At 66.9% G+C, this 26,164-nt stretch carries 29 protein-coding genes; 13 read left to right on the top strand and 16 right to left on the bottom strand.

The features are described 5' to 3' along the window. Positions 1-462: 462 nt before the first annotated feature. On the bottom strand, positions 463-1,344 hold the full coding sequence (locus HV793_RS00005) for a phosphoribosylaminoimidazolesuccinocarboxamide synthase (RefSeq protein WP_049075485.1): 882 nt from the start codon (positions 1,342-1,344) through the stop codon (positions 463-465). 261 nt (positions 1,345-1,605) lie between these two features. Here HV793_RS00005 and HV793_RS00010 point away from each other — a divergent pair, with 261 nt between their 5' ends. After that, on the top strand, positions 1,606-2,061 hold the full coding sequence (locus tag HV793_RS00010; protein ID WP_054451472.1) for a GFA family protein: 456 nt from the start codon (positions 1,606-1,608) through the stop codon (positions 2,059-2,061). 101 nt (positions 2,062-2,162) lie between these two features. On the opposite strand, the gene fba is transcribed toward HV793_RS00010, so the two are convergent. Further along, the gene (gene fba / locus HV793_RS00015; protein ID WP_013395676.1) at positions 2,163-3,227 is read right to left on the bottom strand and encodes a class II fructose-bisphosphate aldolase; all 1,065 of its coding nucleotides are present in this window, start codon (positions 3,225-3,227) and stop codon (positions 2,163-2,165) included. Positions 3,228-3,429: 202 nt separating this feature from the next. Further along, positions 3,430-4,329: an SMP-30/gluconolactonase/LRE family protein gene (locus HV793_RS00020; protein ID WP_175162094.1), complete on the bottom strand. Its 900-nt coding sequence runs from the start codon at positions 4,327-4,329 to the stop codon at positions 3,430-3,432. A 356-nt stretch (positions 4,330-4,685) separates the two neighbouring features. Here HV793_RS00020 and HV793_RS00025 point away from each other — a divergent pair, with 356 nt between their 5' ends. Both HV793_RS00025 and HV793_RS00030 read left to right on the top strand, forming a co-directional pair. Then, positions 4,686-5,984: a dicarboxylate/amino acid:cation symporter gene (locus HV793_RS00025; RefSeq protein ID WP_119450666.1), complete on the top strand. Its 1,299-nt coding sequence runs from the start codon at positions 4,686-4,688 to the stop codon at positions 5,982-5,984. A gap of 149 nt (positions 5,985-6,133) precedes the next feature. Beyond that, positions 6,134-6,514: a hypothetical protein gene (locus tag HV793_RS00030; protein WP_125470418.1), complete on the top strand. Its 381-nt coding sequence runs from the start codon at positions 6,134-6,136 to the stop codon at positions 6,512-6,514. A 12-nt stretch (positions 6,515-6,526) separates the two neighbouring features. Here HV793_RS00030 and HV793_RS00035 read toward each other — a convergent pair whose 3' ends face one another. From HV793_RS00035 to phnG, 9 genes are all read right to left on the bottom strand, one after another. Then, positions 6,527-6,961, bottom strand: a complete 435-nt coding sequence (locus HV793_RS00035) for a hypothetical protein (protein ID WP_054451475.1) — start codon at positions 6,959-6,961, stop codon at positions 6,527-6,529. 137 nt (positions 6,962-7,098) lie between these two features. Beyond that, on the bottom strand, positions 7,099-7,641 hold the full coding sequence (locus HV793_RS00040) for an MOSC domain-containing protein (RefSeq protein WP_175213128.1): 543 nt from the start codon (positions 7,639-7,641) through the stop codon (positions 7,099-7,101). 23 nt (positions 7,642-7,664) lie between these two features. Next, positions 7,665-8,864 (bottom strand): alpha-D-ribose 1-methylphosphonate 5-triphosphate diphosphatase, encoded by a 1,200-nt coding sequence (locus HV793_RS00045; protein ID WP_175212450.1) that lies wholly within the window; start codon positions 8,862-8,864, stop codon positions 7,665-7,667. After that, the gene (gene phnL / locus HV793_RS00050) at positions 8,864-9,586 is read right to left on the bottom strand and encodes a phosphonate C-P lyase system protein PhnL (RefSeq protein ID WP_054451479.1); all 723 of its coding nucleotides are present in this window, start codon (positions 9,584-9,586) and stop codon (positions 8,864-8,866) included. Before phnL ends, HV793_RS00045 begins: the two co-directional genes overlap by 1 nt. Positions 9,587-9,588: 2 nt before the next feature. Further along, positions 9,589-10,365 (bottom strand): phosphonate C-P lyase system protein PhnK, encoded by a 777-nt coding sequence (phnK, locus tag HV793_RS00055; protein WP_013395684.1) that lies wholly within the window; start codon positions 10,363-10,365, stop codon positions 9,589-9,591. Then, the gene (locus HV793_RS00060) at positions 10,362-11,246 is read right to left on the bottom strand and encodes an alpha-D-ribose 1-methylphosphonate 5-phosphate C-P-lyase PhnJ (protein ID WP_175181919.1); all 885 of its coding nucleotides are present in this window, start codon (positions 11,244-11,246) and stop codon (positions 10,362-10,364) included. The genes phnK and HV793_RS00060 overlap by 4 nt, the downstream gene beginning before the upstream one ends. Then, positions 11,243-12,358, bottom strand: a complete 1,116-nt coding sequence (locus HV793_RS00065) for a carbon-phosphorus lyase complex subunit (protein WP_054451483.1) — start codon at positions 12,356-12,358, stop codon at positions 11,243-11,245. Before HV793_RS00065 ends, HV793_RS00060 begins: the two co-directional genes overlap by 4 nt. Before the next feature lies 1 nt (position 12,359). Next, positions 12,360-12,977 (bottom strand): phosphonate C-P lyase system protein PhnH, encoded by a 618-nt coding sequence (gene phnH / locus HV793_RS00070; RefSeq protein WP_054451484.1) that lies wholly within the window; start codon positions 12,975-12,977, stop codon positions 12,360-12,362. 1 nt (position 12,978) lies between these two features. Continuing rightward, positions 12,979-13,449, bottom strand: coding sequence for a phosphonate C-P lyase system protein PhnG (gene phnG, locus HV793_RS00075; protein ID WP_175212451.1), 471 nt, complete (start codon positions 13,447-13,449; stop codon positions 12,979-12,981). A 185-nt stretch (positions 13,450-13,634) separates the two neighbouring features. Between phnG and phnF the strand changes: the two genes are divergently transcribed. From phnF to phnN, 4 genes are all read left to right on the top strand, one after another. After that, entirely contained in the window at positions 13,635-14,357 is a 723-nt protein-coding gene (phnF, locus tag HV793_RS00080) for a phosphonate metabolism transcriptional regulator PhnF (protein ID WP_175181918.1), read from the top strand. Between the two features lie 103 nt (positions 14,358-14,460). Then, positions 14,461-15,660 carry an alpha-D-ribose 1-methylphosphonate 5-triphosphate diphosphatase gene (locus HV793_RS00085; RefSeq protein WP_175212452.1) on the top strand — a complete coding sequence of 400 codons (1,200 nt, stop codon included), beginning with the start codon at positions 14,461-14,463 and terminating at the stop codon, positions 15,658-15,660. Positions 15,661-15,662: 2 nt separating this feature from the next. Then, positions 15,663-16,406, top strand: a complete 744-nt coding sequence (locus HV793_RS00090; RefSeq protein WP_175212453.1) for a DUF1045 domain-containing protein — start codon at positions 15,663-15,665, stop codon at positions 16,404-16,406. Beyond that, on the top strand, positions 16,403-16,981 hold the full coding sequence (gene phnN / locus HV793_RS00095) for a phosphonate metabolism protein/1,5-bisphosphokinase (PRPP-forming) PhnN (RefSeq protein ID WP_054451494.1): 579 nt from the start codon (positions 16,403-16,405) through the stop codon (positions 16,979-16,981). The genes HV793_RS00090 and phnN overlap by 4 nt, the downstream gene beginning before the upstream one ends. 9 nt (positions 16,982-16,990) lie before the next feature. Here the strand turns inward: phnN and HV793_RS00100 are convergent, their stop codons facing one another. Next, positions 16,991-17,956 (bottom strand): LysR family transcriptional regulator, encoded by a 966-nt coding sequence (locus HV793_RS00100; protein ID WP_175212454.1) that lies wholly within the window; start codon positions 17,954-17,956, stop codon positions 16,991-16,993. Positions 17,957-18,061: 105 nt separating this feature from the next. On the opposite strand from HV793_RS00100, the gene HV793_RS00105 reads away from it, so the two are divergent. Genes HV793_RS00105 through HV793_RS00115 form a run of 3 tightly spaced genes read left to right on the top strand, consistent with a single transcriptional unit; the run spans position 18,062 to position 21,436 of the window. Then, the gene (locus HV793_RS00105; protein WP_175181916.1) at positions 18,062-19,897 is read left to right on the top strand and encodes a gamma-glutamyltransferase family protein; all 1,836 of its coding nucleotides are present in this window, start codon (positions 18,062-18,064) and stop codon (positions 19,895-19,897) included. Between the two features lie 55 nt (positions 19,898-19,952). Next, positions 19,953-20,927 (top strand): Bug family tripartite tricarboxylate transporter substrate binding protein, encoded by a 975-nt coding sequence (locus HV793_RS00110; protein WP_175212455.1) that lies wholly within the window; start codon positions 19,953-19,955, stop codon positions 20,925-20,927. Continuing rightward, positions 20,924-21,436, top strand: coding sequence for a GAF domain-containing protein (locus tag HV793_RS00115; protein ID WP_175212456.1), 513 nt, complete (start codon positions 20,924-20,926; stop codon positions 21,434-21,436). The genes HV793_RS00110 and HV793_RS00115 overlap by 4 nt, the downstream gene beginning before the upstream one ends. 32 nt (positions 21,437-21,468) lie before the next feature. On the opposite strand, the gene phnE is transcribed toward HV793_RS00115, so the two are convergent. The 3 genes from phnE to phnC form a co-directional block, all read right to left on the bottom strand. Next, positions 21,469-22,263, bottom strand: coding sequence for a phosphonate ABC transporter, permease protein PhnE (phnE, locus tag HV793_RS00120; RefSeq protein ID WP_054451506.1), 795 nt, complete (start codon positions 22,261-22,263; stop codon positions 21,469-21,471). 81 nt (positions 22,264-22,344) lie between these two features. Beyond that, positions 22,345-23,325, bottom strand: coding sequence for a phosphonate ABC transporter substrate-binding protein (gene phnD, locus HV793_RS00125; RefSeq protein ID WP_054451508.1), 981 nt, complete (start codon positions 23,323-23,325; stop codon positions 22,345-22,347). 31 nt (positions 23,326-23,356) lie between these two features. Continuing rightward, the gene (gene phnC / locus HV793_RS00130; RefSeq protein WP_175162104.1) at positions 23,357-24,193 is read right to left on the bottom strand and encodes a phosphonate ABC transporter ATP-binding protein; all 837 of its coding nucleotides are present in this window, start codon (positions 24,191-24,193) and stop codon (positions 23,357-23,359) included. A 195-nt stretch (positions 24,194-24,388) separates the two neighbouring features. Here phnC and HV793_RS00135 point away from each other — a divergent pair, with 195 nt between their 5' ends. From HV793_RS00135 to HV793_RS00145, 3 genes are read left to right on the top strand one after another with little or no spacing between them, the layout of a single operon-like run. Next, positions 24,389-24,820 carry a GFA family protein gene (locus HV793_RS00135; RefSeq protein WP_054452219.1) on the top strand — a complete coding sequence of 144 codons (432 nt, stop codon included), beginning with the start codon at positions 24,389-24,391 and terminating at the stop codon, positions 24,818-24,820. 53 nt (positions 24,821-24,873) lie between these two features. Beyond that, positions 24,874-25,239, top strand: coding sequence for an ArsR/SmtB family transcription factor (locus tag HV793_RS00140; protein ID WP_054451512.1), 366 nt, complete (start codon positions 24,874-24,876; stop codon positions 25,237-25,239). Continuing rightward, the gene (locus HV793_RS00145) at positions 25,232-25,771 is read left to right on the top strand and encodes an SRPBCC family protein (protein ID WP_054451513.1); all 540 of its coding nucleotides are present in this window, start codon (positions 25,232-25,234) and stop codon (positions 25,769-25,771) included. The genes HV793_RS00140 and HV793_RS00145 overlap by 8 nt, the downstream gene beginning before the upstream one ends. The last annotated feature ends 393 nt before the right edge of the window (positions 25,772-26,164 follow it).

Below are 26,164 nucleotides of genomic sequence, written 5' to 3' on the forward strand. Positions count from 1 at the left end.
ATAGGTAGATGCTGTAAGCCGGTGTCCGGGCGGAGGGATCCGAAGCGCAGCCCCACCGGGGCGAGCATCGGACTCCCGCAGCCCGGACGCCGGCGACTCAAGAACCCCGCCTCACAACACCGAAGCGGCAGAGCCTCGAGCTTGCGGATGTCGGGGATCTTTAGCCGCCGAGGCTGCCCTGCGCCATTCCGATGCTCGCCCCGGTGGGGCTGCGCTTCGGATGGCTCCGGGGTCCTCGGCTGGCAGTCGCCTAATGCGCTGGCTTCAGACCCGTTCATGGGTAGATGCTGTAAGCCGGCGGCCGGGCGGAGGGATCCGAAGCGCAGCCCCACCGGGGCGAGCATCGGAATCCCGCAGCCCGGACGCTGGCGACTCAAGAACCCCGCCCCACAAAACCGAAGTGCGATCCGGATTTTCTTCATCCAGACGCCTTGGGAGCGGGTTTTCCTTACCCGACAGCGTTCAGGCGACCAGGCGGTCCAAGGCTTCGCGGTACTTGGCGGCGGTCTTTTCCAGCACGTCCTGCGGCAGGCGCGGCGCGGGCGGGGTCTTGTCCCAGGTCTGGGTTTCCAGCCAGTCACGCACGAATTGCTTGTCGAACGACGGGGGGCTGATGCCCACGCGGTAGCCGTCGGCAGGCCAGAAGCGCGAGGAATCCGGCGTCAACACTTCGTCCATCAGATACAGCGTGCCGTCGTCGTCCAGCCCGAATTCGAACTTGGTGTCGGCGATGATGATGCCCTTGGTGGCCGCGAACTTGGCGGCTTCGGCATACAGTTTGAGGGTCACGTCGCGGATGCGCTCGGCCATTTCCTGGCCGACTTCCTTGACCACGTGGGCAAAGTCCACGTTCTCGTCGTGCATGCCGAACTCGGCCTTGGCGGCGGGCGTGAAGATGGGTTCGGGCAGCTGGCTTGCCTGTTGCAGGCCGGCGGGCAGCTTGATGCCGCAGACGGCGCCGGTGGCCTGGTAGTCCTTCCAGCCCGAGCCGATCAGGTAGCCGCGGGCGACCGCTTCCACCAGGATGGGCTTCAAGCGCTTGACCACCACGGCGCGGCCGCGCACCTGGTCGACTTCGTCCGGCGCGACCACGTCTTCGGGCTTGATGCCGGTGGAGTGGTTCGGCAGGATGTGGGCCAGCTTCTGCAGCCAGAACTCGGTCAGTTCGGTCAGCACCTGTCCCTTGCCTGGGATGGGGTCGTCAAGAATCACGTCAAACGCGGAGATGCGATCCGATGCGACGATCAGCAACTTGTCGTCGCCCACCGCGTACATGTCGCGCACCTTACCGCGGCCCAGCAGCGGCAAGGACTTGATGCTGGATTGATGCAAAGCAGAAGTCACGGGAATGGCCTATGGCAATAATGAAGATTCCCGCCTCGGGCAAGCGCCAGGGCGGGAAGTAGAACGGAATCCGGGAACTGCGGGCAAGGCCGGCGCGGCGCGCGGGTCCTGCGAAGCGCATAGGTTACTGCAAATGGGCAGGTTTTGCCGGGCCTCCCCTCGACGCCACCCGGCGGCCGGGTTAGGCTCTTGCCTCCCCTATGATGCGCGCCGGCCGCCTCTCGCGTCACGGCGCTGACCCCAAGCCGGAGACAAAGCCGTATGCAGGATGCTTCCCTAAAACGCAGCGCCCACGCCGACGCGCAGGTACACCTGACCGGCGGTTGCCAGTGCGGCGCTGTCCGCTACGCCATCACCGATGAACCAATCATGGCGGCAACCTGTCATTGCCGGGACTGCCAGTACTCCAGCGGCGGCGCCCCCGCCCATGCCCTGATCTTCCCGACCGGCTCCATCACGCTGTTGCGCGGCAGCCCCAAAGAGCACCGCTACCGCGGCGAATCCGGCCATACCGTGATGCGCAGCTTCTGTGCGGACTGCGGCACTCCGCTGTTCGGCAATTCGGCGGGCATGGGCTATGACATCGTGCGGGCCGGTTCGCTGGACGATCCGGAAGCCTTCCGCGCCCGCGCCACCCTCTGGACCGAGTCGGCCCCGTCCTGGCACCACGTGGACCGTACCGTGCCGCACTTTCCCCGCAACTCGCCGGCGCCCTAGCGGCGGCGCAGACAAAAAAAGGGCGGTCCGCCTGGGTGGACCGCCCTTTTTTGCGCTTTGGCGCCAGACGCCTTTTGGCGTCACGCGCCTGCGGCAGATGCTTACTGCACCACTTGAGCCAGCTTGCCCGACGCGTATTGCGCGGCGATTTCGGTCAGCGGCAGGGCCTTGATCTTGCTGGCGTTGCCGGCGGTGCCGAATTCGGTGTAGCGAGCCACACAGATCGCCTTGGCGGCGGCGCGGGCCGGCTTCAGGTATTCGCGCGGGTCGAACTTTTCCGGGTTTTCAGCGAAGAAGCGGCGGATCGCGCCGGTCATGGCCAGACGGATATCGGTGTCGATATTGATCTTGCGCACGCCGTACTTGATAGCTTCCTGGATTTCCTCGACGGGCACGCCGTAGGTTTCCTTCATGTTGCCGCCGAATTCGCGGATCTCGGCCAGCAGTTCCTGCGGCACGCTGGAGCTGCCGTGCATCACCAGGTGGGTGTTGGGCAGGCGGGCGTGGATTTCCTTGATGCGGGAGATCGACAGGATATCGCCGGTGGGCTTGCGCGTGAACTTGTAGGCGCCATGGCTGGTGCCGATGGCGATGGCCAGGGCGTCCAGCTGCGTGCGGCGCACGAAGTCGGCGGCTTGTTCCGGGTCGGTCAGCAGCTGATCCATGGTCAGCTTGCCGTCGGCGCCGTGGCCGTCTTCCTTGTCGCCTTCCATGGTTTCCAGGGAGCCCAGGCAGCCCAGTTCGCCTTCGACCGTCACGCCCAGCTTGTGGGCGGTGTCCACGACCTTCTTGGTCACTTCGACGTTGTAGTCGTAGTCGGCGATGGTCTTGCCGTCTTCCTTGAGCGAGCCGTCCATCATGACGCTGGAGAAGCCCAGGTCGATGGCGCCTTGGCAGATCTTGGGCGACTGGCCGTGATCCTGGTGCATGACCACGGGGATGTGGGGATAGGTTTCCACGGCGGCCTGGATCAGGTACTTCAGGAAGCCTTCGCCCGCGTACTTGCGCGCGCCGGCCGAGGCCTGCATGATCACCGGGCTGTCGGTCTCCGCAGCGGCTTCCATGATGGCCTGGACCTGCTCCAGGTTGTTGACGTTGAAAGCGGGAATGCCGTAGCCGTGCTCGGCGGCGTGGTCGAGCAACTGGCGCATGGAGACTAGGGCCATGAGTGGTCCTCCTTAGGTACTGTCTATTGAAAGATGATTGAAGACTTGCTGAATGGGGTGATTTTACGGGGGATTCGACGAAAGGTCTTGCAACCGCCCGTATCCGGTCCATTCAGATGAGCACGAAAGGCTCAGGCCAGCCTTCGGCTCCCCCGAAGGACCGATGGCGCGGCGGCTTGCGCCGCGCCAGAAACCGCAGCGCCTACGGCCGACCGGCGTGCGGCACGTCCACCCGGGTCATCAGGATGCAGCCTTCGTGCCTGGCCCGGCGGTTGGCCTCGATGAAGTCGGGCGCGGCGGCCATGAACAGGGTCCGGCCGTCCGGCCCGCCCAGGGCGGCGGCGAAGATGCCGAATTCGCCGGTGTCGATCTGCTCCAGGATCTTGCCGCCGCGCGCCACGCGCACGATGCGCTTGCCGATGGCGTCAGCCACCCACAAGGCCCCTTCCGCGTCCAGCGCGCCGCCGTCCGGTCCGATGGCGGAGGCGGCGATCAACACGCCCAGGTCGTCGCTGGCCGGCAAGGGGCCGAAATCGGCCCAGTCGCGGCGCGGCCCCAGCCCGCCATCGGCCAGGATGTCGAACTCGGAAATGCGGTTGCCGAAGGTTTCGTTGACGATCATGGTCTTGCCGTCCGGCGTGATGAACGAACCGTTGGGAAAGCACAGTCCGTCGGCCACCTGGCGCGCCGAGCCGTCGGGATCGACGCGCACGATGCCGGTATTGCGGACCGGCTCGCCCGCCATCAGGTCGAAACCGAAATTGCCCACATAGGCACGACCCTGCGCATCCACCACCATGTCGTTGACCGGGCCTCCGGTGTACGCCGACAGGTCGGCGTGCACGGCCAGCGTGCCGTCCGTCTCGCGCCGCAAGAGCTTGCGATCCTTCATGGACGCGATCAGCAGGCGGCCGTCCGGCAGCCAGCCCAGCCCGGACGGCTGCTGCGGCACCTTGCAGATCTGCTCGACCTTGCCATCCAGGTCCACGGCGATGACCTGCTCGGTATAGAAGTCCGACGCCCACAAGCGGTTTTCGTGCCAGCGCAGCCCCTCCAGATAGGTGTATCCGGACGCCAGCACGGACAATTCGCGTTTCGGCATTGCCTGGTCTCCTTGTGCGGCCCCGCGCAGGGGCCTGTTGTTCGTGTTGCCCTGCGCCGCTGCCGCGCACGCCGGGATCGGCCCATTCTGGCATGAGCGCGAGCGATAGCGCAGCAGTTCCAAATTGATACAACTTCGACATCGCCGGTCCCGAAGCCGCTCCCGGGTAAGCCGCCTTATCCGTCCCCGATCTGACAACTACGTGTCAGGTGCGCGGCGTTAAGATCGCGCCCCAAGGGTAAACCCGGGCCTCTCGGCCTACCCTGGCATTCCCTCTCCGGATCCTCTTGCCCGCCTCTTGCCGGCGCGCCCGCCCTGCCGGGCCAGGCAAACGATCCCTGTTTTCCGTTTTGATCATGAACACTAAGAAGCTGACGCGTTACATCGGCATCGCCATGGTGCTGGGCATCGTGGTGGGCTATTTCTGCCACAACTACGCGCAGAACGAGAAAGAGGCCTTGCAGATCGCCTCGTACTTCAGTCTCGTCACCGACATCTTCCTGCGCATGATCAAGATGATCATCGCGCCGCTGGTCTTCGCCACCCTGGTGACCGGCCTGGCCAGCATGAGCGACGCCAGCGCCGTGGGCCGCATCGGCATGCGCGCCATGGTCTGGTTCATCGCCGCCTCGGCCCTGTCGCTGCTGCTGGGCCTGGCGCTGGTCAACATCTTCCAGCCCGGCGCGCACATGAACCTGGCGCTGCCGGACGCGAACCTGACCTCAGGCCTGAAGACGGGCGACTTCACGCTCAAGGCCTTCATCACGCACGTATTCCCGCGCAGCATCGCCGAGGCCATGGCCAACAACGAGATCCTGCAGATCCTGGTGTTCTCGCTGTTCTTCGGCGCCGCCCTGTCCTTCATCCGCGGCAAGGGCCACAACACCATCTACAACCTGATCGACGAGCTGGCCAAGATCATGTTCCGGGTGACGGACTACGTGATGCGTTTTGCGCCCCTGGGCGTGTTCGCCGCCATGGCCGCCGCCATCACCACCGAGGGCCTGGGCGTGCTGGTGAGCTACGGCAAGCTGATAGGCGAGTTCTATCTGGGCCTGGCGCTGCTGTGGGCCATTCTGTTCGCCGTGGGCTATCTGTTCCTGGGCAAGTCGACCTTCCGCCTGGGCGGTTTGATCAAAGAGCCCACGCTGCTGGCGTTTTCCACGGCCAGCAGCGAATCGGCCTACCCCAAGACCATCGAGGCGCTGACGCGTTTCGGCGTGCCCAAGCGCATCTCGGGCTTCGTGCTGCCGCTGGGCTACTCCTTCAACCTGGACGGCTCGATGATGTACCAGTCCTTCGCGGTACTGTTCATCGCCCAGGCCTACAACATCCAGATGAGCTTTACGCAGCAGCTGACCCTGCTGCTGGTGTTAATGGTGACCAGCAAAGGCATGGCCGGCGTGGCGCGCGCCTCGCTCGTGGTGGTGGCCGCGACCCTGCCGATGTTCCATCTGCCGGAAGCGGGCCTGCTGCTGATCATGGGCATCGACCAGTTCTTCGACATGGGCCGCACCGCCACCAACGTGGTCGGCAACAGCCTGGCCACCGCCGTGATCTCCAAGCTGGAAGGCAATCGCGAGGACACGGCCGATACCGAGTCCGCCGCGGCCGAGGAAGCCCCCGCGGGCCAGGCCGCACGCCAGAACGCCTGACGCAGCGGGCAATGAAAAACGGGCCGCATGGCCCGTTTTTTTCATGGCTAGCGCCAGCTTGACCGGCGCCATGGCGGGGAGCAACATATAAGCCCTTCGCTTCCCATCCCGGCGCGGCGCGCATGGGCGCCACGCTCAGTCCTCATGCCATGAAACGCCTTAGCCTGCGCTGCGCCCTGGCAGCCGCGGCCCTGATGTCCGCCGCGCCCGCCTCCCACGCCTGGACCCGCATTTCCTGCGAGCTGGGCGGCACCGTGGCCAACCTGCCCGTGGTGATGCGCCAGTACCGCACCGACGGTACGGAACTGACGCAACTGATGTTTCGCTTGAAGGTCAGGAACGCGGACATCCCCGATGGCGCCCGCGCCGATACCGACTGCACCGAATTCGTCGGCCGCGAGATCGACGTGGTGCTGGAGAACACCGCCGCCAACACGGTCCGCAAGGGCAAGACCCTGAAGATGCTGTACCGCTACGACGATTCGCTGGGCCAGAGCCAGGCGACGAAGTTCGAGCTGGACCGGCCCTAGGCGCTGTACGCCCTAGTCGTTGACCGAGCACGAGACGGGCGCGCCGTCCTCGAATTCCACGTCGTAGGTGTGCACCGGATCCCAGGGCAGCGTGAACCACAGTTCATAGCCGTCGCCGTCTTCGTCGAACAGCCACAGCGCGCGCAGCACGGCATGCTGGGCCATGGCTTCGGGGGTTTCTTCCTGCAGCAGCTGGTTGTCGTCCAGGCCGAGCTTCTTGTAGTGCTCGTAGGAGTAGTTTTCCAGCAGGAATTCGGCCGCGGCCAGGATCTGGTCGTCGAGGTCGTCGATGATGGCCTTGACCACCTTGGACGCGCTGCTGTCGGGTTCTTCGCCGTCAGTCTGGATCATCACGTGGATGGGCGGACGGCCCTTGCCGGCGGCGACGTTCTCCGCGGCCCACAGATCGGGTTCCTCGGGATCCTGGGTGAAATTGAATCGTGCCATCGCAAACTCCGGAAAAAGGGCCGGCGCACCGCGGAAATCGCGGCCGCGCCTTTCCCGTCATTTAACCAGATGCACGGCCTCCCGGCTGCGCATATCGGCGATGTTTTTGCGACAGGCCGGCCTTGCGCGGACAGCGTTCAGACACGCTCCAGCGGCAGGTGCGGCAGGTCGGGCAGCGCCACGAGGATGGGATCGCCGGCGCTCACCGTGCCGCCTTCGATCACGATGCCCATGATGCCGGCGCGGCGCATCAGGCTGCCGTCCGGATGGCGGCCCAGCACAGCGGCGGTCAGGCCCTGCTGGTAGTTGTCGAGCTGGGAGCAGGGATTGCGCAGACCGGTGATCTCGACCACCGCATCCGCGCCGATATGCAGGCGCGCCCCGCGCGGCAGGCCCAGCAGGTCGATGCCGCGGGTGGTGATGTTCTCGCCCATGGTGCCTTCGGCCACGTTGAAACCGGCAAGCTGCAGCTCGTCGTGCAGCTCGCCGTGGATCAGGTGGACCTGCCGCAGATTGGGCTGGGTGGGATCCGCCTTGACGCGGGAGCGGTGCTTGACCGTAACGCCCATGTGGGCGTCGCCTTCCACGCCCAGCCCCTTCAGCAACATGATGGCCGGCACCACCGGCTTGCTGAACCCGTGCGTCGGGCTGCAGGCCACGGCTGTCACGATGGGATGCAACACATCTCTCTCCAGGAACCGGTTCAGGCCGCCACGGCCTGCTTTTCAGGCGCCCGCTGCTCGCTGGCGCGCACGGGCGGATAGTGCGCCGAGAATACCAGCCGCCCCGCCGACCAGGTATGGCTGATCAGCGGCTGCGTGCCCACTTGCGCCACCGCCACCAAGTCCGCGCGCAGCCCCGGCGCGATGCGCCCGCGGTCGGACAGGCCGCAAGCCTGCGCCGGATTCAGCGTCACCAGCGCGACCGCCTGTGGCAGCGTCAGGTCGGTCTGAGCCGCCACCGTGTAGGCGGCGGCGATCAACGCCGACGGCTGGTAGTCCGAACACAGGCAGCTGGCCACGCCCGCGCGTATGGCATCGATGGCGCGCATGGAACCGCTCTGGCTCTGGCCGCGCAGCACGTTGGGCGCGCCCAGGATGGTGGGCAGTCCGCAGGACACCGCGGCGCGCGCGGTATCCAGGGTGATCGGGAATTCGCTCATCGCGACGCCCAGGTTGCGCATGGTGGCGATGCGCTGGATCGAATCGTCGTCGTGGCTGGCGGTGGGGATGCCCAGTCCCTGCGCATGCGACAGCAGCGCCTCCACCCGCGCCACCGCGCCATCCTTGGCGCGCGTCTTGGCCTGCGCGGCCTCCTCGGCCTGCTCGCGGCTCATGGCATGGTTGCCCATCATGTACTGCAGATAGGACTCCAGCGTCTTGAACTGGCCCTGCCCCGGAGAATGGTCCATCACCGACAGCAGGTCCACCGCGCCCTCGTCCATCAGCGCGCGCAGCACGTCCACCGAGGACGCGTCGGTGACTTCGTAGCGGCAGTGGACGCGGTTGTCGACCAGGCTGTGCTGGCCGAAGGCGCGCACCGTGCGCACCACTTCCGCCGCCGTCTGGTTGTTGCGCACGCCCCACTCGCTGTTGGCGAAGGACAGCGCGTGATACGGCGTGGTGATGCCGGCCGCGGCATTGCGGCGGTCCACCTGGGCCACGGCAAAATCCAGCGGAAACAACACGCGCGAACGCGGCTCGGCTTCCTTTTCGATGGCATCGCAGTGCAGGTCGATCAAACCAGGCAGCAAGGTCTGGCCACGGAGATCGATCTCGCGGTCCGCGCGCGCGTCGGCAGGTTCGATGGCGACGATGCGGCCATCGTCGATCAGCACGGCGCTGTCCTCCAGGATGCGGTCCTGCAGTACCACGCGGGCATGGGTGAGATAGGTGCTCTGCATCATTGCTCCAGGTCGGCCAGGGCGGGTTGGGCGGGACGCAAGGCCAGCGTCTGCGTGGCGACTGCATCGCGCACTTCGGCGTCGTGGAAGATGCCCAGCAGGCAGCGGCCTTCTGCCATGGCCTCGCGGATCAGCGCGATCACGACCTGGCGGTTGTCCGCGTCCAGCGACGCGGTGGGTTCATCCAGCAGCAGGATGGGATGGCGCGCGATGAAACCGCGTGCGATATTCACGCGCTGCTGCTCGCCGCCCGAGAACGTGGCGGGCGCCAGTCCCCACAGGCGCGGCGGCACGTTCAAGCGTTGCAGCAGGGCTGCTGCGCGGGAGCGGGCTTCGTCGGCCTCCACGCCCGCTGCGCGCAGGGGTTCGGCCACCACGTCCAGCGCCGACACGCGCGGAATCACGCGCAGGAACTGGCTGACGTAGCCGATCACCTCGCGCCGCAAGGCCAGAATGCGTTGTTCGGGGGCGCCGGCCAGCTCCACCCATTCGTCGTTCCAGCGCACCCGGATGCTGCCTTCGGTCGCCAGATAATTGCCGTACAGGCAGCGTAGCAGGGTGCTCTTGCCGGTGCCGGACGGTCCCGCCAGCACCAGGCAGTCGCCCGCCGCCGCGTCGAAGTCGACCGACTCCAGCACGGGCAGGCGCATGCCCCCCTGGTTATGCAGGGTGAACATCTTTCCGAGGCCCCGCACCTCGATCATGGGAGTCTTTTCAGGCATGGTCAGCTCTGCAAAATGGAGGACACCAGCAACTGGGTGTAGGGATGCTGCGGATCGTCGAGGATCTGATCGGTCAGGCCGCTTTCGACCACTTCGCCGCCGCGCATCACCAGGGTCCGATGCGCCAGCAGGCGCGCCACGGCCAGATCGTGGGTCACGACGATCGCAGCCAAGCCCAGATCGGCCACCAGCTGACGCAGCAGGTCCAGCAAGCGCGCCTGCACCGACACGTCCAGCGAAGCCGTGGGTTCGTCCATGAACACCAGGCGCGGGTGCGTCACGAGGTTGCGGGCGATCTGCAGGCGCTGCTGCATGCCGCCCGAAAACGAGGTGGGCCTGTCATCCAGCCGTCCCGCGTCGATCTCCATCTTCTGAAGCCAGTTGCCAGCGGCCTGACGCAAGTCGCCGTAATGCCTGTCGCCCACGGCCATCAACCGCTCCGCGATGTTGGCGCCCGCGCTGACCTGCATGCGCAGGCCGTCGCGGGCGTTCTGCCGCACGAAGCCCCAGTCGGTGCGCGACAGCAGGCGCAGGCGTGCGCCGGGCAGCGCGGCCAGGTCGGTAAAGCCCTGGTCGCGGGTGTCGTACCAGACGCTGCCCGCGTCCGGCCTGGTCTGGTACGACACGGCCGACAGCAGCGTGCTCTTGCCGGAACCGGACTCGCCGACCACGCACAGGACTTCGCCCGGATACAGATCGAAGTTGACGTTGCGGCAGCCGTGCACGCCGTCCCAGGTGCGCGTCATGTTGCGCACTGAAAGCAAAGGTTGGGCGTTCATGCCGCGGTCTCCTGGTTGGCTTGCTGTTGCGCCTGCCGGTCGTTGCAGTACTCGGTGTCGGAGCAGACGAAGCGGCGCGTGCCGGCGTCGTCCAGGATGATTTCATCCAGATAGCTCTCGCGCGATCCGCACAGGTCGCAGCATTCGTTCCAGGTCTCGACCCTGAACGGATGGTCCTCGAAGTCCAGGCTCTTCACCTGCGTGTAGGGCGGCACCGCGTAGACGCGCTTTTCGCGGCCCGCGCCGAACAGCATCAGCGCAGGACTGCGGTCCAGCTTGGGGTTGTCGAACTTGGGGATGGGCGAAGGCCGCATCATGTAGCGTCCGTTCACGATGACAGGATAGTCATAGGTGGTGGCGATATGGCCGTGCTGCGCGATGTCCTCGTACAGCTTGACGTGCATGCCGCCATATTCGGCCAGCGCGTGCATGGTGCGCGTCTCGGTTTCGGAAGGCTCCAGCCAGCGCAGCGGTTCAGGAATGGGCACCTGGAACACCATGATCTGCCCTTCCGCCAGCGGCGTCTCGGGGATGCGGTGGCGGGTCTGGACGATGGTGGCGGCAGAAGTGGATTCCGTCGTCGCCACGCCCGTGACACGGCCGAAGAAGCGGCGGATGTTGATCGCGTTGGTGGTGTCGTCCGAACCCTGGTCGATCACCTTCAGCACGTCGTTTGCGCCAATGATGGACGCCGTGACCTGGATGCCTCCAGTGCCCCAGCCATAGGGCAGCGGCATTTCGCGGCTGCCGAAAGGCACCTGGTAGCCGGGGATGGCGACGGCCTTGAGCAAGGCGCGGCGCAGCATGCGCTTGGTGGATTCGTCCAGATAGGCGAAGTTGTAGTGGTCGTCGCGTTCGACCGTTGCGTGTTGCGTAGTCATGGGGAAACCGCCTCGTCCATCAGATCGTTGCGCGCGGCCTCGGGCGCGGCGCGTTCGGCGCGCATGCGCCGCAACAGTTCAAGATTGGCCTGGAAGTCCACGTAGTGCGGCAGTTTCAAGTGCTGCACGAAACCGGAGGCTTCGACGTTGTCGCTGTGATAGAGCACGAACTCGTGATCATTGGCAGGCGAATCGGCGCGTTCGCCCAGGTCGCGCGCCTTCAGCGCGCGGTCCACCAGCGCCATCGACATGGACTTGCGTTCGCCATAGCCAAAGGTCAGCCCATAGCCCCGGGTGAACTTCGGGCCTTCCTCGGCGCTGCCCGCGAACTGGCTGACCATCTGGCATTCGGTGATCTCGATCTCGCCCACGGTGACGGCGAATCCCAATTCCTCGATGTGCATTTCCACCTCGAGCGCGCCGTAGCGGATCTCGGCGGCGAAGGGGTGGGTATTGCCGTAGCCGCGCTGGGTCGAATAGCCCATGGACAGCAGGAAACCTTCGTCTGCGCGCGCCAGGTTCTGCAGGCGGGCCGCGCGCGAGGCCGGGAAATCCAGCGGCTGCCGGGTCAGGTCGAAGGGTTCGGGATCGCCTTCGGGCACGGCTTCCGCGTCGATCAGGTCGTCATGCGCCAGCAGGTCGGTGACGCGCGGCATGGCGCTATCCAGCGCCTCGCCGCCCGGCGGCAAGGCGTCGGCTTCGCGCTGCGCTTCGAGCGAGAAGTCCAGCAGACGCTGGGTGTAGTCGTAGGTCGGTCCCAGGATCTGGCCGCCAGGCACGTCCTTGAAGGTGGACGAGATGCGGCGCTGCAGGCGCATGCGGCCGGTGTCGATGGGCTGGGTATAGCCAAAGCGCGACAAGGTGGTGCGGTAGGCGCGCAGCAGGAACACCGCTTCGATCAAGTCGCCCGCGGCCTGCTTGATGGCCAGCGCCGCCAGTTGCGGATCGTAGAGCGAGCCCTCCGCCATGACCCGCGATACCGCCAGCGGCATCTGTTCGCGGATCTGGTCCAGGCTCAGCTCGGGCACTTCGCGGTCGCCGCGCCGGTAGTCGTCCAGCATGCGGTAGGAATTGAGGATGGCGCGTTCGCCCCCTTTTACGGCTACGTACATGTCAGTTCTCCTTGCGCGTGCTGCGCGGCAGTGCGCAGATCCGACGCTCGTGCGTCAGGAACACGTCGACACCGAGCGGAAACCGTTGATGATTGAGACGCCACTCGCGCCAGAAACCCTCGGGCAGCCCTGCCGCATGCAGCAGCTGCTGGCTCTTGATACCCGGGCCGCTGAGGATGGCGGGTTCCCCGCCCGACAAGGATTCGACCTCGATCAGCAAGGTGGTAGACAGATCGGGATAGGCCGGATCGCCCTGGTGGCAAGCCGAAAGCGCCGGCGCCTTGCTGCCAGCCGGCACCGCGGCAAAACGCGCGAGCGAGGGCGATGGCACGATGGGGCAGGCGCAATGAAATCGCAGAAACGCGATCGCGTCCGCGCTGACGGTTTCAGGCAGCCAGAGCGGCGTGTCCACGTCCACCAACGTCAGCAGCAGCGCGGTCATGGCAGGCGACAGGCCCGCCGGCACGCCGGTTTCGATCAGGATTTCATGGATGCGGCCCGGGTGGGCCATGGCGTCCAGCGCGGCGCGGAACGTGGCCTGCGCGTCGCCGACGGGATCCGCGAATCCGGGGAGCAGCGCCCGGCCCGAGGCCGCGGCGGCTTGTATCTGTTGCTGCATGTCAGTCCTCGCCTCGCACCATCGTGAAGAATTCCACCTTGGTCTGCGCCGCCACGCGGGCCTGGCGCTCGACCCGTTCGGCATGCAGGCGGGCCAGCGGCTGGATCAGCTGGGCCTGCACCGTGTCATGCCATTCCGGCAGTTGCAGCAGGGCGTCGGCCACGGCCGCCTGCTCGGCATGGCGCTGCGAGCGGCCCTGCACATAAGCCACGCCCACCACGCCCTCGCCCATCGTCACCGCGCAACGTGTCACGCTCATTTCGCCCAGGTTGAAGCGGGCCCCAGTGCCGCCGCTGCGGGCGCGCACCATGGCCATGCCGGTTTGCGCGGGGCGCAACGTCTGGTGTTCCGGCTTGCCCGCCAGCGCGCAAAAAGCGTCATCCAGCGCGGCCGGATCGGCCAGCGCCAGCACGCGCATCCAGGCGGCGCGTTGCGCGCCCGCCGCATCCTGCCCTGTCTTGGGGTGATCCATCTTTTTCCTCTAAACGTCTAGACGACCAGATGGAGTATGATCGCTCCGAAATGGAAGTTCAACAGCCTGGCGTGAATTTTTGATGACAGTTGCAGCGCGTCCGCAGCGCCTTTGCGGCCGCCGCCGCATGGTGCACAATCACTGCCATTCTTCATGAAGCTGATGTGACAGCACGAGCACACCCTATGGTCGAAAGAGGTTCCGGCATCGCCGTCTGGCGGCAAATCGGCGAAGCGCTGGCGGACGATATCCGCAACAAGCTCTATGCGGCAGGCGAACAGCTGCCGTCCGAGCCCGAGCTGGCCGCCAAGTTTTCCGTCAACCGCCACACCATCCGCCGCGCGATGGGCGAACTCGAACAAGGCGGCCTGGTCCGCATCGAACAAGGCCGCGGCACCTTCGTCCAGGAACACGCGATCGACTACGCCATCGGCAAGCGCACGCGCTTTTCCGAGAACCTGCGCAGCCAGGGCATGCTGGGCCACCAGGAAGTCCTGGGCAGCCAGAGCCTGCGCGCCGGCGACATCGCCAAGCACCTGGGCCTGACGCGTACCGCGCCGCTGTTGCGCGTGCAGATCGTAGGCAAAGCCGAGAACCGCCCGATCAGCGTCTCGGAACATTTCTTCGACGAAAAGCGCTTCCCCGACTTCGCCGACCGCCTGGCGTCGCTGCGCTCGATCTCCAAGGTCTATGCCCACTATGGCATCGGCGACTACACGCGCAAGTGGTCGCGCATCACCGCCGCCCTGCCCACGCCCGAAATCGCCCGCCTGCTGGGCCAGCCCAAGACCCGCCCCATTCTTCAGGTGGAGGCCTTGAATGTGGACCAGGAAGCCTCGCCGCTGCAATATAGCGTGGCGCGCTTCGTGGGCGACATGGTCCAGCTGATGGTGACGGACGACAGCTGACGCAAGGCCGCCGCCTGCGCGCGCAGGCGGCGCGGAAGACTCCGGCCAACGGATTAACTCATCTAGACATCTGGTTGTAATGCAATCCCGCTAACGTCACGCCATGAACACACACACGCACGCCCCCTCGCCCTTGGCCGGTGTCACAGGCCAACGCATCCTGACGCCGCGCGGCGTCGAACAGGCCAGCCTGCGGTTCCATGGCGGACTGATCGAAGGCTCCGCCGCCGCCGCGCCGCGGGGCGCGCCCTGGTTCGACGCCGGCGATCTGCTGGTGTTGCCCGGCATCGTGGACCTGCACGGCGACGCCTTCGAGCGCGCAGTCATGCCGCGGCCCAACGTGACCTTTCCGTACGACAGCGCCCTGTTCGACGTGGACCGCCAGCTGCTGGCCAACGGCATCACCACCGAGTTCCATGGCGTGACCCTGTCCTGGGAAGGCGGGCTGCGCGGCGAGGCTTACGCCGAACGCATGTTCGACGCGCTGGAAAGAATGCGCTATCTCATGGGCGCGCGGCACTATGTGCACCTGCGCTTCGAAACCCATCACTTGGGCGGCCTGGATATTGCCCAGCAATGGATACGCGACGGCCGCGTGCGCTTCCTGGCGCTGAACGACCACCTGCCCAGCATGGCGCGCCGCCTGGGCGATGAGCGCAAACTGATGCAGTACGCCAACCGCGCCGAGTGCGACCTCGACGTCTTCCAGGACCGGATCCGCGCCGCCATGGCCGCCGCCGATTCGGTGGCGGACGCCATGCGCGAGCTGACCGGCTGCGCGCAGGAAGCGGGCTTGAAGGTGGCCTCGCACGACGATCCGGACGCCGCCACCCGCCGCTACTACCACCAGCTGGGCTGCGGCGTGGCGGAGTTTCCGCTGACCCGCGAGGCCGCCGGCGTGGCCCGCGACCTGGGCGATTCCGTGGTCTTCGGCGCGCCCAACGTCGTGCGCGGGGGCAGCCACACCGGCGCGCCCAGCGCCACCGAAATGGTCCGCGCGGGCCTGTGCGACATCCTGACGTCCGACTATTACTACCCCGCCCCGCTGGCCGCGGTGATGAAGCTGGCCAACGACGGCGTGCTGCCGCTGGCGCAAGCCTGGGATCTGGTGTCCTTGAATCCGGCCCGCGCCGCCGGCCTGAAGGATCGCGGCGCGCTCGCGCCCGGACTGATCGCCGACGCCATCGTGGTGGATGACCAGGTGCCGGGGCTGCCCCGCGTCTGCGCCGCGATCGTGGGCGGCGAACTGCGTTACGCCACGCGCGCCTTCGACGACAGCCACAGCCAGCGCATGGCGGCCTGACCATGCCCCTCGCCCATCGCTACGCCCTGTACCTGGCGCCCACCGGCCCCTGGCGCGAACACGGCAGCCGCTGGCTGGGCCGTTGCGCCGACACCGGCCTGGCGCTGCCGCCGCGGCCGGGCCAGAACGCGGAAGCGCGCAACTGGACCGAAGCGCCGCGCCACTATGGATTGCACGCCACGCTGAAGCCGCCCTTCCGCCTGAACCCGGGCGCAAGGCCCGAACAGGTCGACGCGGCCGCCCGCCAGTTGGCCGCAGGCGGCACACCGTTCTCGTTGGAACTGGAATGCGAACCGCTGCGCGGCTTCCTGGCCTGGCGCATCGCTGCGTCCGACACGCAGGGACGCGTGCGGATCCAGGCCCTGGCCGAAGCCGCCGTGCGGGACCTGGATCCCTTGCGCGCGCCGCCTACGCCCGAGGAAACCGCGCGCCGCCAACCGCAATCGCTCAGTCCGGCGCAGCAAACCATGCTGGCGCGCTGGGGCTATCCGTACGTATTCGATACCTACGTCTTCCACATTACGTTGACCGGCAAGCTGCAAGGCGAGGCGCTGTCGCAAGCGCAGGCCGAAATCGCCGCGTTCGCCGATCCCTTGCGCGGGCAGCCCATGGCCGTGCCCGGAGTCAGCGTCTACGTGCAGCCCGCGCCGGGCGCGGACTTCGTCGCGGCGAGGCACTACGGTTTTGATGGTTCCAGCACCGATGCGGCTGGAGCCGGCTATCTGCAAGGACCGGCGGCGGCATGAGCGCCTCGGTTCCCGCCGACGGCGCCAGGCTGATCTACCTGATGGGCGCTTCGGGCAGCGGCAAGGACACCTTGCTGCGCCTGCTGCGCGCCGAGCTGCGCGGCGATGAGCCCGTGCTGGTCGCGCATCGCTACATCACCCGCGACAGCGGCGCCACCGAAGACGCGCTAAGCCTGACCGAAGACGAGTTCGGACGCCGCGCCGCCCTGGGCTGCTTTGCCCTGCGCTGGGCCAGCCACGGCCTGCACTACGGCATCGGCATCGAAATAGACGCCTGGCTGTCCTGCGGCGCCGCGGTCATCATCAACGGCTCGCGCGCGCACCTGGAACAGGCGCACTCGCGCTACCCGGCCTTGACCGCCGTGGAAGTCACGGTTGATCCCGGCCAGCTCGTCCGCCGCCTGGCGGGACGCGGACGGGAAAGCGCGGAACAGATCGCGCAGCGCCTGGCGCGGGCGACGCAGGCATTCCCCGTACCGCCACAATGCCGCTTGCTGCGCGTCAGCAACGATGCCGCCCCGGAAACCGCTGCCGCCGCACTGTTGAACATCGCCCGCGACAAGCTCAACGCCTAGCGCCGCCGTTCAACGCGGGTCGCCCTGGCCCCAGGGCGCGGCGGCGTCTCCGCACAGATCCAGCAGGATCTCCGAAAAGCATTCCTCCGCTGCGAGCGGCTGTTCGCGCTTGCGCCGTATCAGGTTGATCGGCGGCAGTTCCCAGCCGAAGTCCCAGGGCACCATGCCCAGCTTGCCGCGTTGGCAGAGTTCGCGCGCGATGTCTTCCGGCACCACGGAGATGAGGGTCTCGTTCATCGTCAGCATGCCTTCGATCACGTCGGTGGAGTACGCCTCCAGCACCGGCGATGGCGGCTGCAATTCGGCGCGGATGAAATGCTCCACGATCAGTTGCCGCGTCGGCGTGTTGGCCGCCGGCAGCACCCAGTCCATCGCCGCCACAGCGGCCCAGTCCGGCTTGCGCCGCGCCAGCCGCTGCGCAAGCCGGCCATGCGCGATCAGGCGCGGCCGCTGGCGGTACAGCACGCGGTGGATCAGATCCTCCGGCGCCACGGTCGAGGTGGCGCGGCTGATGATGCAGTCCAGTTCGTGCCGGCGCAGCATGGGCACCAGATGGTCGGTGGTGGCGCGGTGCAGGCTGAGCGTCACGCCGTGGCGCTGGTGCAGGCGGCTGATGGCCGCCGTCAGCAAGGCGCTGGACACGTAGGGCACCACGCCCACCTGCAGATGCGCGGAACGGCCGGCGTGCAGGGCCTCGACCTCGCGCGCCCACAGGTCCAGGTCGCTGAGCATGTGGCGCGCGCGCACCAGGGCCAGGTCGCCCAGCGGCGTGGGTTGCAGGCCGCGACCGGTGCGCGTGAACAGCGGCGCGCCGAAGATGCCCTCGATCTCCGTGAGCGCCTTGGTGACGGCGGGCTGGCTGATGCCGGCCGCGGCGGCCACGCGCGTGAGCGAGCCGTGCCTGGCGATTTCGATCAGCAGCGCCAGGTGGCGATGCTTGAGACGGTTGGCGAGACGGGCGGCATCCCAGGTCACGATCTTTCCTATAACCAATTGGTTATTCAATTATGCCAACAAAGGAAAAATCAGTTATTTCATGACCCTATACTGCAAGCATCCCCTGCTGCCCGGACCGGCCTCATGAGCGCATCCTTCACCACCCGCCCCGAAATACGCGGCACTTTCGGCGTGGTCTCTTCCACCCATTGGCTGGCCTCGCAAGTGGCCATGAGCGTGCTGGAGCGCGGCGGCAATGCCTATGACGCGGCGGTCGCGGGCGGCTTCACCCTGCAGATCGTGGAACCGCACCTGAACGGTCCGGGCGGCGAAGTGCCCATCCTGCTCTGGAGCGAACGAGAACAGCGCATGCGCGCGCTCTGCGGCCAGGGCCCCGCGCCCGCGCTGGCCACGCCCGCCTATTTCCGCGGCCTGGGCCTGGACCTGGTGCCCGGCATCGGCCTGCTGCCCGCCACGGTGCCCGGCGCCTTCGGCGCCTGGCTGACCCTGCTGCGCGACTACGGCACCTGGGAACTGGCCGATGTGCTGCGCCCGGCGATCGACTACGCGCGCAACGGCTTTCCGCTGGTGCCGCGCATCTCGCAGGCCATTCTGGCGGTGCAGGCGCTGTTCCGCGACGAATGGACCAGTTCGCGCGAGGTCTGGCTGCCGGACGGCCGCGTACCTGCGCCCGACGCGCTGTTCCGCACGCCCGCCATCGCCGCCACCTATACCCGCATCCTGGACGAGGCGCACGCCCGCAGCACCGACCGGCGCGGCCGCATCGACGCTGCGCTGGAGGTCTGGTACCGCGGTTTCGTGGCCGACGCGATCGACGACTATTACACGCAGGCCGAGGTACGCGATACCACGGGCCAGCGCAACCGCGGCCTGCTGCGCAAATCCGATCTGGCCGATTGGCGCGCCACCTACGACGAGCCTCTGACTGTCCAATACGGCCGCTACACCGTGGCCAAGTGCGGGGTCTGGTCGCAAGGCCCGGTCCACCTGCAGCAACTGGCGATACTGCGGCACCTGGGCCTGGACGGGCTGGAGCCGACCTCGCCGCAATTCGTGCACTACGTGGCCGAGGCGGCCAAGCTGGCCTTCGCCGACCGCACCGCCTGGTACGGCGACCCTGCCTGCACGCAGGTGCCGCTGGCCGCTTTGCTCAGCGATGAGTACGCCCGCTCCCGCGCGGCAGGCATCGGCGCGCACGCTTCGTCCGAGTTCCTGCCGGGCAGCCCTGGCGGCCAGACACCGCGCCTGCCCGACCTGGACGCAGCCGTGCGCACCCTGGCTGCCTCCGACACCCGCTTCGGCGTGGGCGAACCGACCTTCGCCGCACTGCCGCCGGTAGCCGAATGGGCGGCGCGCGAGATCTTCGTGGGCGATACCTGCCAGATCGACGTCATCGACCGCGACGGCAATATGGTGGCCGCCACGCCGTCGGGCGGCTGGCTGTCGTCCAGCCCCGTCGTGCCCGGCCTGGGCTTCCCGCTGACCACGCGCCTGCAGATGACCTGGCTGGACGAAGGCGTGCCGGGCCAACTGCAACCGGGCAAGCGTCCCTGCACTACGCTGTCGCCCGGCCTCGCGCTGCGCGACGGGCAGCCTTACATGGCATTCGGCACGCCGGGCGGCGACCAGCAGGACCAATGGACGGTGGCATTCTTCCTGCGCCATGTCATGGGCATGAATCTGCAGGAGGCGATCGAAGCGCCCTCCTGGCATATCGATCACTTCCCGGGCTCGTTCTGGCCGCGCAGCCTTACCTTGAACCGGCTGACCGTGGAATCGCGCATGCCGGCCGCCACGCTGGAGGCGCTGCGCGCGGCGGGCCACGAGGTCAAGGTGGGGCCGGACTGGTCCGAAGGCCGCATCAGCGCCTGCACCCGCGAGCCTGCCGCGGGCGGCGGCCTGCTGCTGCGCGCCGGCGCCAACCCGCGCGGCATGCAGGGCTATGCCGCCGGCCGCTGAACCTGTTTCATTCAACCGGCATGCAGACCGGATATCAAGCAAAGGGGTAAACACCATGAAACTGCAATTCAAACGACTGCTGCGCTCGTTCGCGCTGGGGTTGGCGCTGGCCGCGCCCGCGCTCACCCACGCCGCGTGGCCCGAAAAACCCATCACGCTGATCGTGCCGTGGGCTGCGGGCGGCTCCACCGACATCCTGGCGCGCGTGCTGTCCGAAGGTTTGACCCAGTCGCTGGGCCAGCCCGTCATCGTGGAAAACCGCTCGGGCGCGTCCGGCAACATCGGCACCACCTTCGTGGCGCGCGCCAAGCCGGACGGCTACACCTTGCTGGTGGGCTCGATGAGCACGCACACGATGAACCAGGCGCTCTACTCCAGCATGCCGTTCGACGGTGTGAAGGACTTCACGCCCATCGCCGAGCTCGCGCTGGTCACCAACACCCTGGTGGTGAACCCGTCGGTCCCCGCGTCCAACGTGAAGGAGTTCATCGCCTACCTGAAGGCCAATCCCGGCACCGTGGCCTATGCCTCCGCCGGCCAGGGCTCCACCAACCATCTGAGCGCCGCGCTGTTCGAGAAGGCCGCCGGCGTGAAGATGATGCACATCCCCTATCGCGGCGGCGCGCCCGCGGTGCTGGACACCGTGGCCGGCCGCACGCAGGTGCTGTTCAGCGCCGGCACGCAGACCCTGCCGCATGTGCAGAACAACAAGCTGAAGCTGCTGGCCGTCACCGAGGAAGCGCGTTCGCCGCTGTTGCCCGAGGTGCCCACGGTAGCCGAGACCTTGCCGAGCTACGAGCTGTCGGTCTGGTACGGCGCCTTCGGCCCGGCAGGCATGCCGCCCGAACTGACCGCACGCCTGAACCGCGAGATCAACCTGATCCTCAAGCGTCCCGAAGTCATCAAGAAAATGGGCGACATGGGCGTGCTGCTGACCGAGACCACGCCGGAGCAATTCGGCCAGATCCTGGCGCGCGACGCCGACAAGTACGGCAAGCTGATCAAAGAACTGGGAATCACCGCCGAATGACCGTGAGCATCCAATCCACCGCGCCGGCGCAGGCCGGCGTGGCCGCCATCGCCCGGGCCTACGCGGCCGCCGATCCGGTCGCGGCCTTGCGCGCCATCGACGCCCATGCGCACGCCGCGCTGGCGCACACGCTGTGCACGGTCAACCGCTATGACGCGCAGGCCATGCGGGTGCTGCGGCTGTATAGCTCGAACCCCGAGGCCTATCCGCCCGGCGGCAGCAAGGACAAGAGCGGCACCGCCTGGGGCCGCCACGTCCTGCTGGAGCAAAAGCTGTTCGTCGGCGAAGGCGAGGACGCGATCCGCGAATTCTTCGACGACCATGACGCGATCCAGCGTCTGGGCCTGCGCTCGGTCATCAATGTGCCGGTGGTGTACGGCGGGGGCTGCCTGGGCACCGTCAACTTCCTGATGCCGCGCGCGGCGGTTTCGGATGCCGATGTGCAGGCCGCGCAGCTGGCGGGCCTGCTGGCGCTGCCTGCGTTCCAGGCGCTGCTTCCGCAGGCCTGAGGCCGCGAGGCCCGCCCGGGCCCCGCGCATGCTCAGATGAGCGCGCGCCGGATGCGCGCCGACGCCATGTCGATGATGACCACGAAAGCCACGATGATGATCATCACGGCGCAGGTTTCGGCGTAGCGGAAACTGCGGATGATCTCCCACAGCACGGTGCCGATGCCGCCCGCGCCGACGATGCCGACCACCGAGGCCGAACGCACGTTGGATTCGAAGCGGTACAGCGAATACGAGATCCACAGCGGCAGCACCTGCGGAATCACGCCGTAGACGATTTCCTCCAGCGCGTTCGCGCCGGTGGCGCGCACGCCTTCCACCGGACGCGGATCGATAGCCTCGACGGCTTCCGAGAACAGCTTGGCCAGCACGCCGGTGGTGTGCACCCACAGCGCCAGCACGCCGGCGAATGGGCCCAGCCCGACCGCCACGATGAACAGCATGGCGAACACCATTTCGTTGATGGCGCGGCACGCGTCCATCAGGCGTCGCATGGGCTGGTACACCCAGGCCGGCACCATGTTCGACGAGCACAGCAGCCCCAGCGGCACGGCGACCACGATGGCCAGGAAGGTGCCCCAGACCGCGATCTGCACGGTGACGATCATCTCGTCCAGGTACATGCGCCAGTCGCGGAAATTGGGCGGAAAGAAGTCGGCGGCGAACTGGGCCATATTGCCCGAATCGCGCAGCAGGTCCAGGGGCCGCATGTCGGCGCCCTTCCACGACATGACCAGCAACGCCAGCACGACGGCCCATACGAGCAGGACTGGCAGCGAGGAGCGCGGCGCGGCGGAAAGGCGGGAGGTCTGCATGGCTACGTTCATAGAAAAGGCGATCCGCTAGTTGGGTTTCAGTTGCGGGCAAGCCGGCGCGCCCCGCGGCGCGCCGGCTTGCCGCTTGCAGGCTTATTGCTTGGCGGCTGGCTGGCCCAGGCTGGCCAGCTTGCTGTCCAGCTCGGCCAGCTGTTTCTGCTTTTCGGCCTGGCCCAGCGTGGCGTCGGCTTCGACCTTGGCCTTCTCGCGCGCCAGTTCGATCTGGCGGATCGGCACCAGCTGCTGGTTGTCGGAGGCGCGGAAGCCCTGGTAGGTCAGCGCCTTCAGGTTGGCCAATTCGCGCTCGGCGTCCTTGCCCTTGCCATAGTTGACGAAGAAGTCGCGGATGCGGACCTTCAGGTCTGCCGGCAGGTCGGTGCGCATGACCAGCGGATCGGCGGGGATCAGCGGCGACTTCCACAGCACGCGCACGCTGTCGTTTGCATCCTTGCCCGTGTTCAGGCGATAGCGCTCCAGCGCCTCGGTGTTGTTGACGGCCACGTCGACCTGCTTGTTGATGACCGACAGCAGATTGGTTTCGTGGTTGCTGGCGCGCACCGTCTTGAAGAAGGTCTTGGGTTCGATCTTGTTGGCGGCCCACAGGTAGTAGCCGGGGACAGCCGTACCCGAGGTCGAATTGGGATCGCCCGCGCCGTAGCTCAGCGTGCCGCCGCGCTTGAGCACGTCGTCCAGGGTCTTCAGGTTGCTGTCCTTGTTGACGATCAGCAGCGACCAGTAGCCGGGGTTGCCGTCCTTATCGATGACGGAGGCGAACACCTCGCCCTTGGCGCGGTCCACCGCCTCGATTGCGGACTTGTTGCCGAACCAGCCCATCTGCACCTTGTTGAAGCGCATGCCTTCGATGATGCCGGCATAGTCGGACGCGAAGAAGGGCTTGACCGGTACGCCGATCGCGCGGCTCAGGTCGTCGATGACCGGCTGCCATACGGACTTCAGGTTGGTCGACGATTCCGTCGAGATGATGCCGAAGTTCAGGGTCTTGGCGTCTTGCGCGTAGGCCTGCGCGGACAGGGCCGCGGCGGCGATCAGGGTGACAAAGGTTCTGCGTAGCATGGAAGGCTCCGGGGGGAAATGGGTCGGGATATCAGGCGGCTTGCGCCAGGCGGGACAGCGGCGCCATGCCGGGCATGGCCGGCGCTTGCGGCGCATATTCGGGAAGGAGTTCGCTCAATTCGGAGCCATACAGGTCGCTCAGCATCGAAGGCGTGAGCGCGGCGGAGGGGCCGTCATAGACGACCTTGCCATGGCGCAGCGCCACCACCCGCGGGCAGTAGCGCAGGGCCACGTCCACCTGGTGCAGCGACACCACTACGGCCACCTTGCGGCCGCGGTTGATCTGGGCCAGCGTGTCCATCACGCGGCGCGAGGATTCCGGATCCAGCGAGGCGATGGGTTCGTCGGCCAGGATGACGCGGGCGTTCTGCACCAGCGTGCGGGCGATGGCCGCGCGCTGCTGCTGGCCGCCGGACAGCGTCGAGGCGCGCTGAAATGCGTAGTCGTCTATACCAACCTGGGCAAGCGCTTCGAGGCCTTGCTGCACTTCGCCGCGCAGGAACCAGCGCGTCAGGCTGCGCCACAACGGCACGCGCGGCAGCAGCCCGGTCAGCACGTTGGTGATGACCGGCAGGCGACCGACCAGATTGAATTGCTGGAACACGAACCCGATGCCGGCGCGCGCGGAGCGCACGTCGCGGCTCAGGCGGCCATCGCGCTGGATCATGCGGCCGTTTACGGCCACGCTGCCCGAGTCGCCGGCCACGAAACCCGACAGATGGCGCAGCAGCGTCGACTTGCCCGAACCCGAGGCGCCGAGCAAGGCCACCATCTCGCCGTCGGCCACTTGCAGGTTCACGCCGTCCAGCGCCTTGGCGCCGGCGTGGAAGCTCTTGCTGAGCCCTTGTACTTCGATGGCGTAGGTCATCGTTGAATCCCCTTGGATGTGTTCATGGCGGCATTCTGTTTTCGCGGCATGACAGCACGATGACCTGGGAATCGATTCATTTGGCTGAAAATAGGGACACTGGAACGATCTGAAAGACGTTCGTCACAAAGGCCGTCTCCAGCCCGGCGCGCCGCAGGTATATTGGGGATATTCCCCACCAGCCTGGCGTTCATCATGATCAAAGGTTCCTGCCTGTGCAGCCGCGTCGCCTACGAGATCACGGGTCCGCTCACCGACGCCCTCAACTGCCATTGCACGATCTGCCGCAAGGCGCATGGCGCGGCATTCCGCAGCCGGGCGACGGTCCAGGTCAAGGACTTCGCCTGGACCCGCGGAGAAAACCACGTCACCTGGTACTGCTCGTCCCCGGGCAGCTACCGCGGCTTTTGCGAAGCCTGCGGCACGCCCCTCCTGACCCGCTTCGACCAGACGCCGGACGTCTACGGCCTGCCTCTAGGTCCGCTGGACGACGACCCGGGCATCAAGCCGGCAGCCCACTGCCACGTGGCCAGCAAGGCGCCCTGGTTCGACATCACCGACGGCCTGCCGCAGTACCCCGATGCGTATGGGGCGATGGAAGAAGACCATCCGCAGGCGGTTACATAAAAATTCAACCGAATAGTTGAATTTGTTGGCGAGGCCGGACTATATTCAACCTCATGGTTGAATCTATTCCCTCCCCCGTCCTCGATGCCGTCTTTCGCGCGCTGGCCGACCCCACGCGCCGCGACATGTTGCGCAGCCTGGCCGGTGGCGAGCAGACCATCGGCGAACTGGCGGCGCCCCACAGCATGAGTTTCGCGGGCGCCTCCAAGCATGTGCAGGCCCTGGAACGCGCCGGTCTGGTGCGGCGCTCCATCCGCGGCCGCACGCACGTATGCAGCCTCAATCCCGAACCCATGGCCGAGGCCATGCAGTGGCTGCGCTTCTATGAGCAATTCTGGTCGGGCAAGCTGGGCGCGCTGGAAGCCGCGCTCGCCGCCAGCCGGTCCCCGGCCGCGTCTTCTGGAGAACCACATGAGTGATCACGGCGTCGTTCTGGACCCCACCTCCATCCGCTTCACGCGGATACTGCCCGCCAGCGTCGACGAGGTCTGGGCTTTTCTCACCGAATCCGAAAAACGCGGGCGCTGGCTGGCATCCGGCGACATGGAACTGCGCGAAGGCGGCGGCGTGACGCTGCGCTTCGTGCATGCGGACCTGTCCTCGGTGGCCGAACCGGTGCCTGACGCCTACAAGCCGTACGAAGGCGGCGTCACCACGCAAGGCGTCATCACCCGCTGCGAACCGCCGCATTTGCTGGCTTTCACCTGGGGCGGCTCCCCCGGCCATCCTTCCGAGGTCACCTTCGAGCTGTCGCCTCAGGGCGAGGAAACGCGCCTGGTGCTGACCCACCGCAAGCTGTCCTCGCGTGACGGCATGGTGGACGTGGCTGGCGGCTGGCATGTGCACCTGGGCGTGCTCGAAGCCCGCCTGGCCGGCCGTGCCCCCGGTCCGTTCTGGTCCGTGCTTAACCGGGTGGAAGCCGAATACCGTGAACGGATCCCGGCTCGCTAGAGTCGTTGAACAGCAACTATCGCAGCGCGGCTACAGATAAATACTGGCTAAATATTGCGCTTTGCAGTACCATAAGTCCGTGATTTTTCCGCAAAAACCGGGCTTCGGTCACTCTGCGTGCCAACCTGTACCGCCTGCGGGCAATGCTCCGGGGCAACCCAGGACGTGCCTGATTTTTCCGGAAAAACCCCTCCGCCACCGGGCGCGCCTCCACCTCCATAGTTGCGCGGCCTGGCAGCACAAGCTCCACCCCGCTTCTTCCGGCGATTTGCGCAAAACGCGCCGCCGCGACCAAGCCGCGCACCGCGCGCACACTGCCCACGCGGCGCGAGTATCCGTCATTTCAGACATCCGCTTCGGATGCCGTGGCCCTTACCCGCGCTTGCCCGGACG

Source organism: Achromobacter aegrifaciens, from assembly GCF_902859965.1.
Classification (GTDB): Bacteria; Pseudomonadota; Gammaproteobacteria; order Burkholderiales; family Burkholderiaceae_B; genus Achromobacter; species Achromobacter aegrifaciens.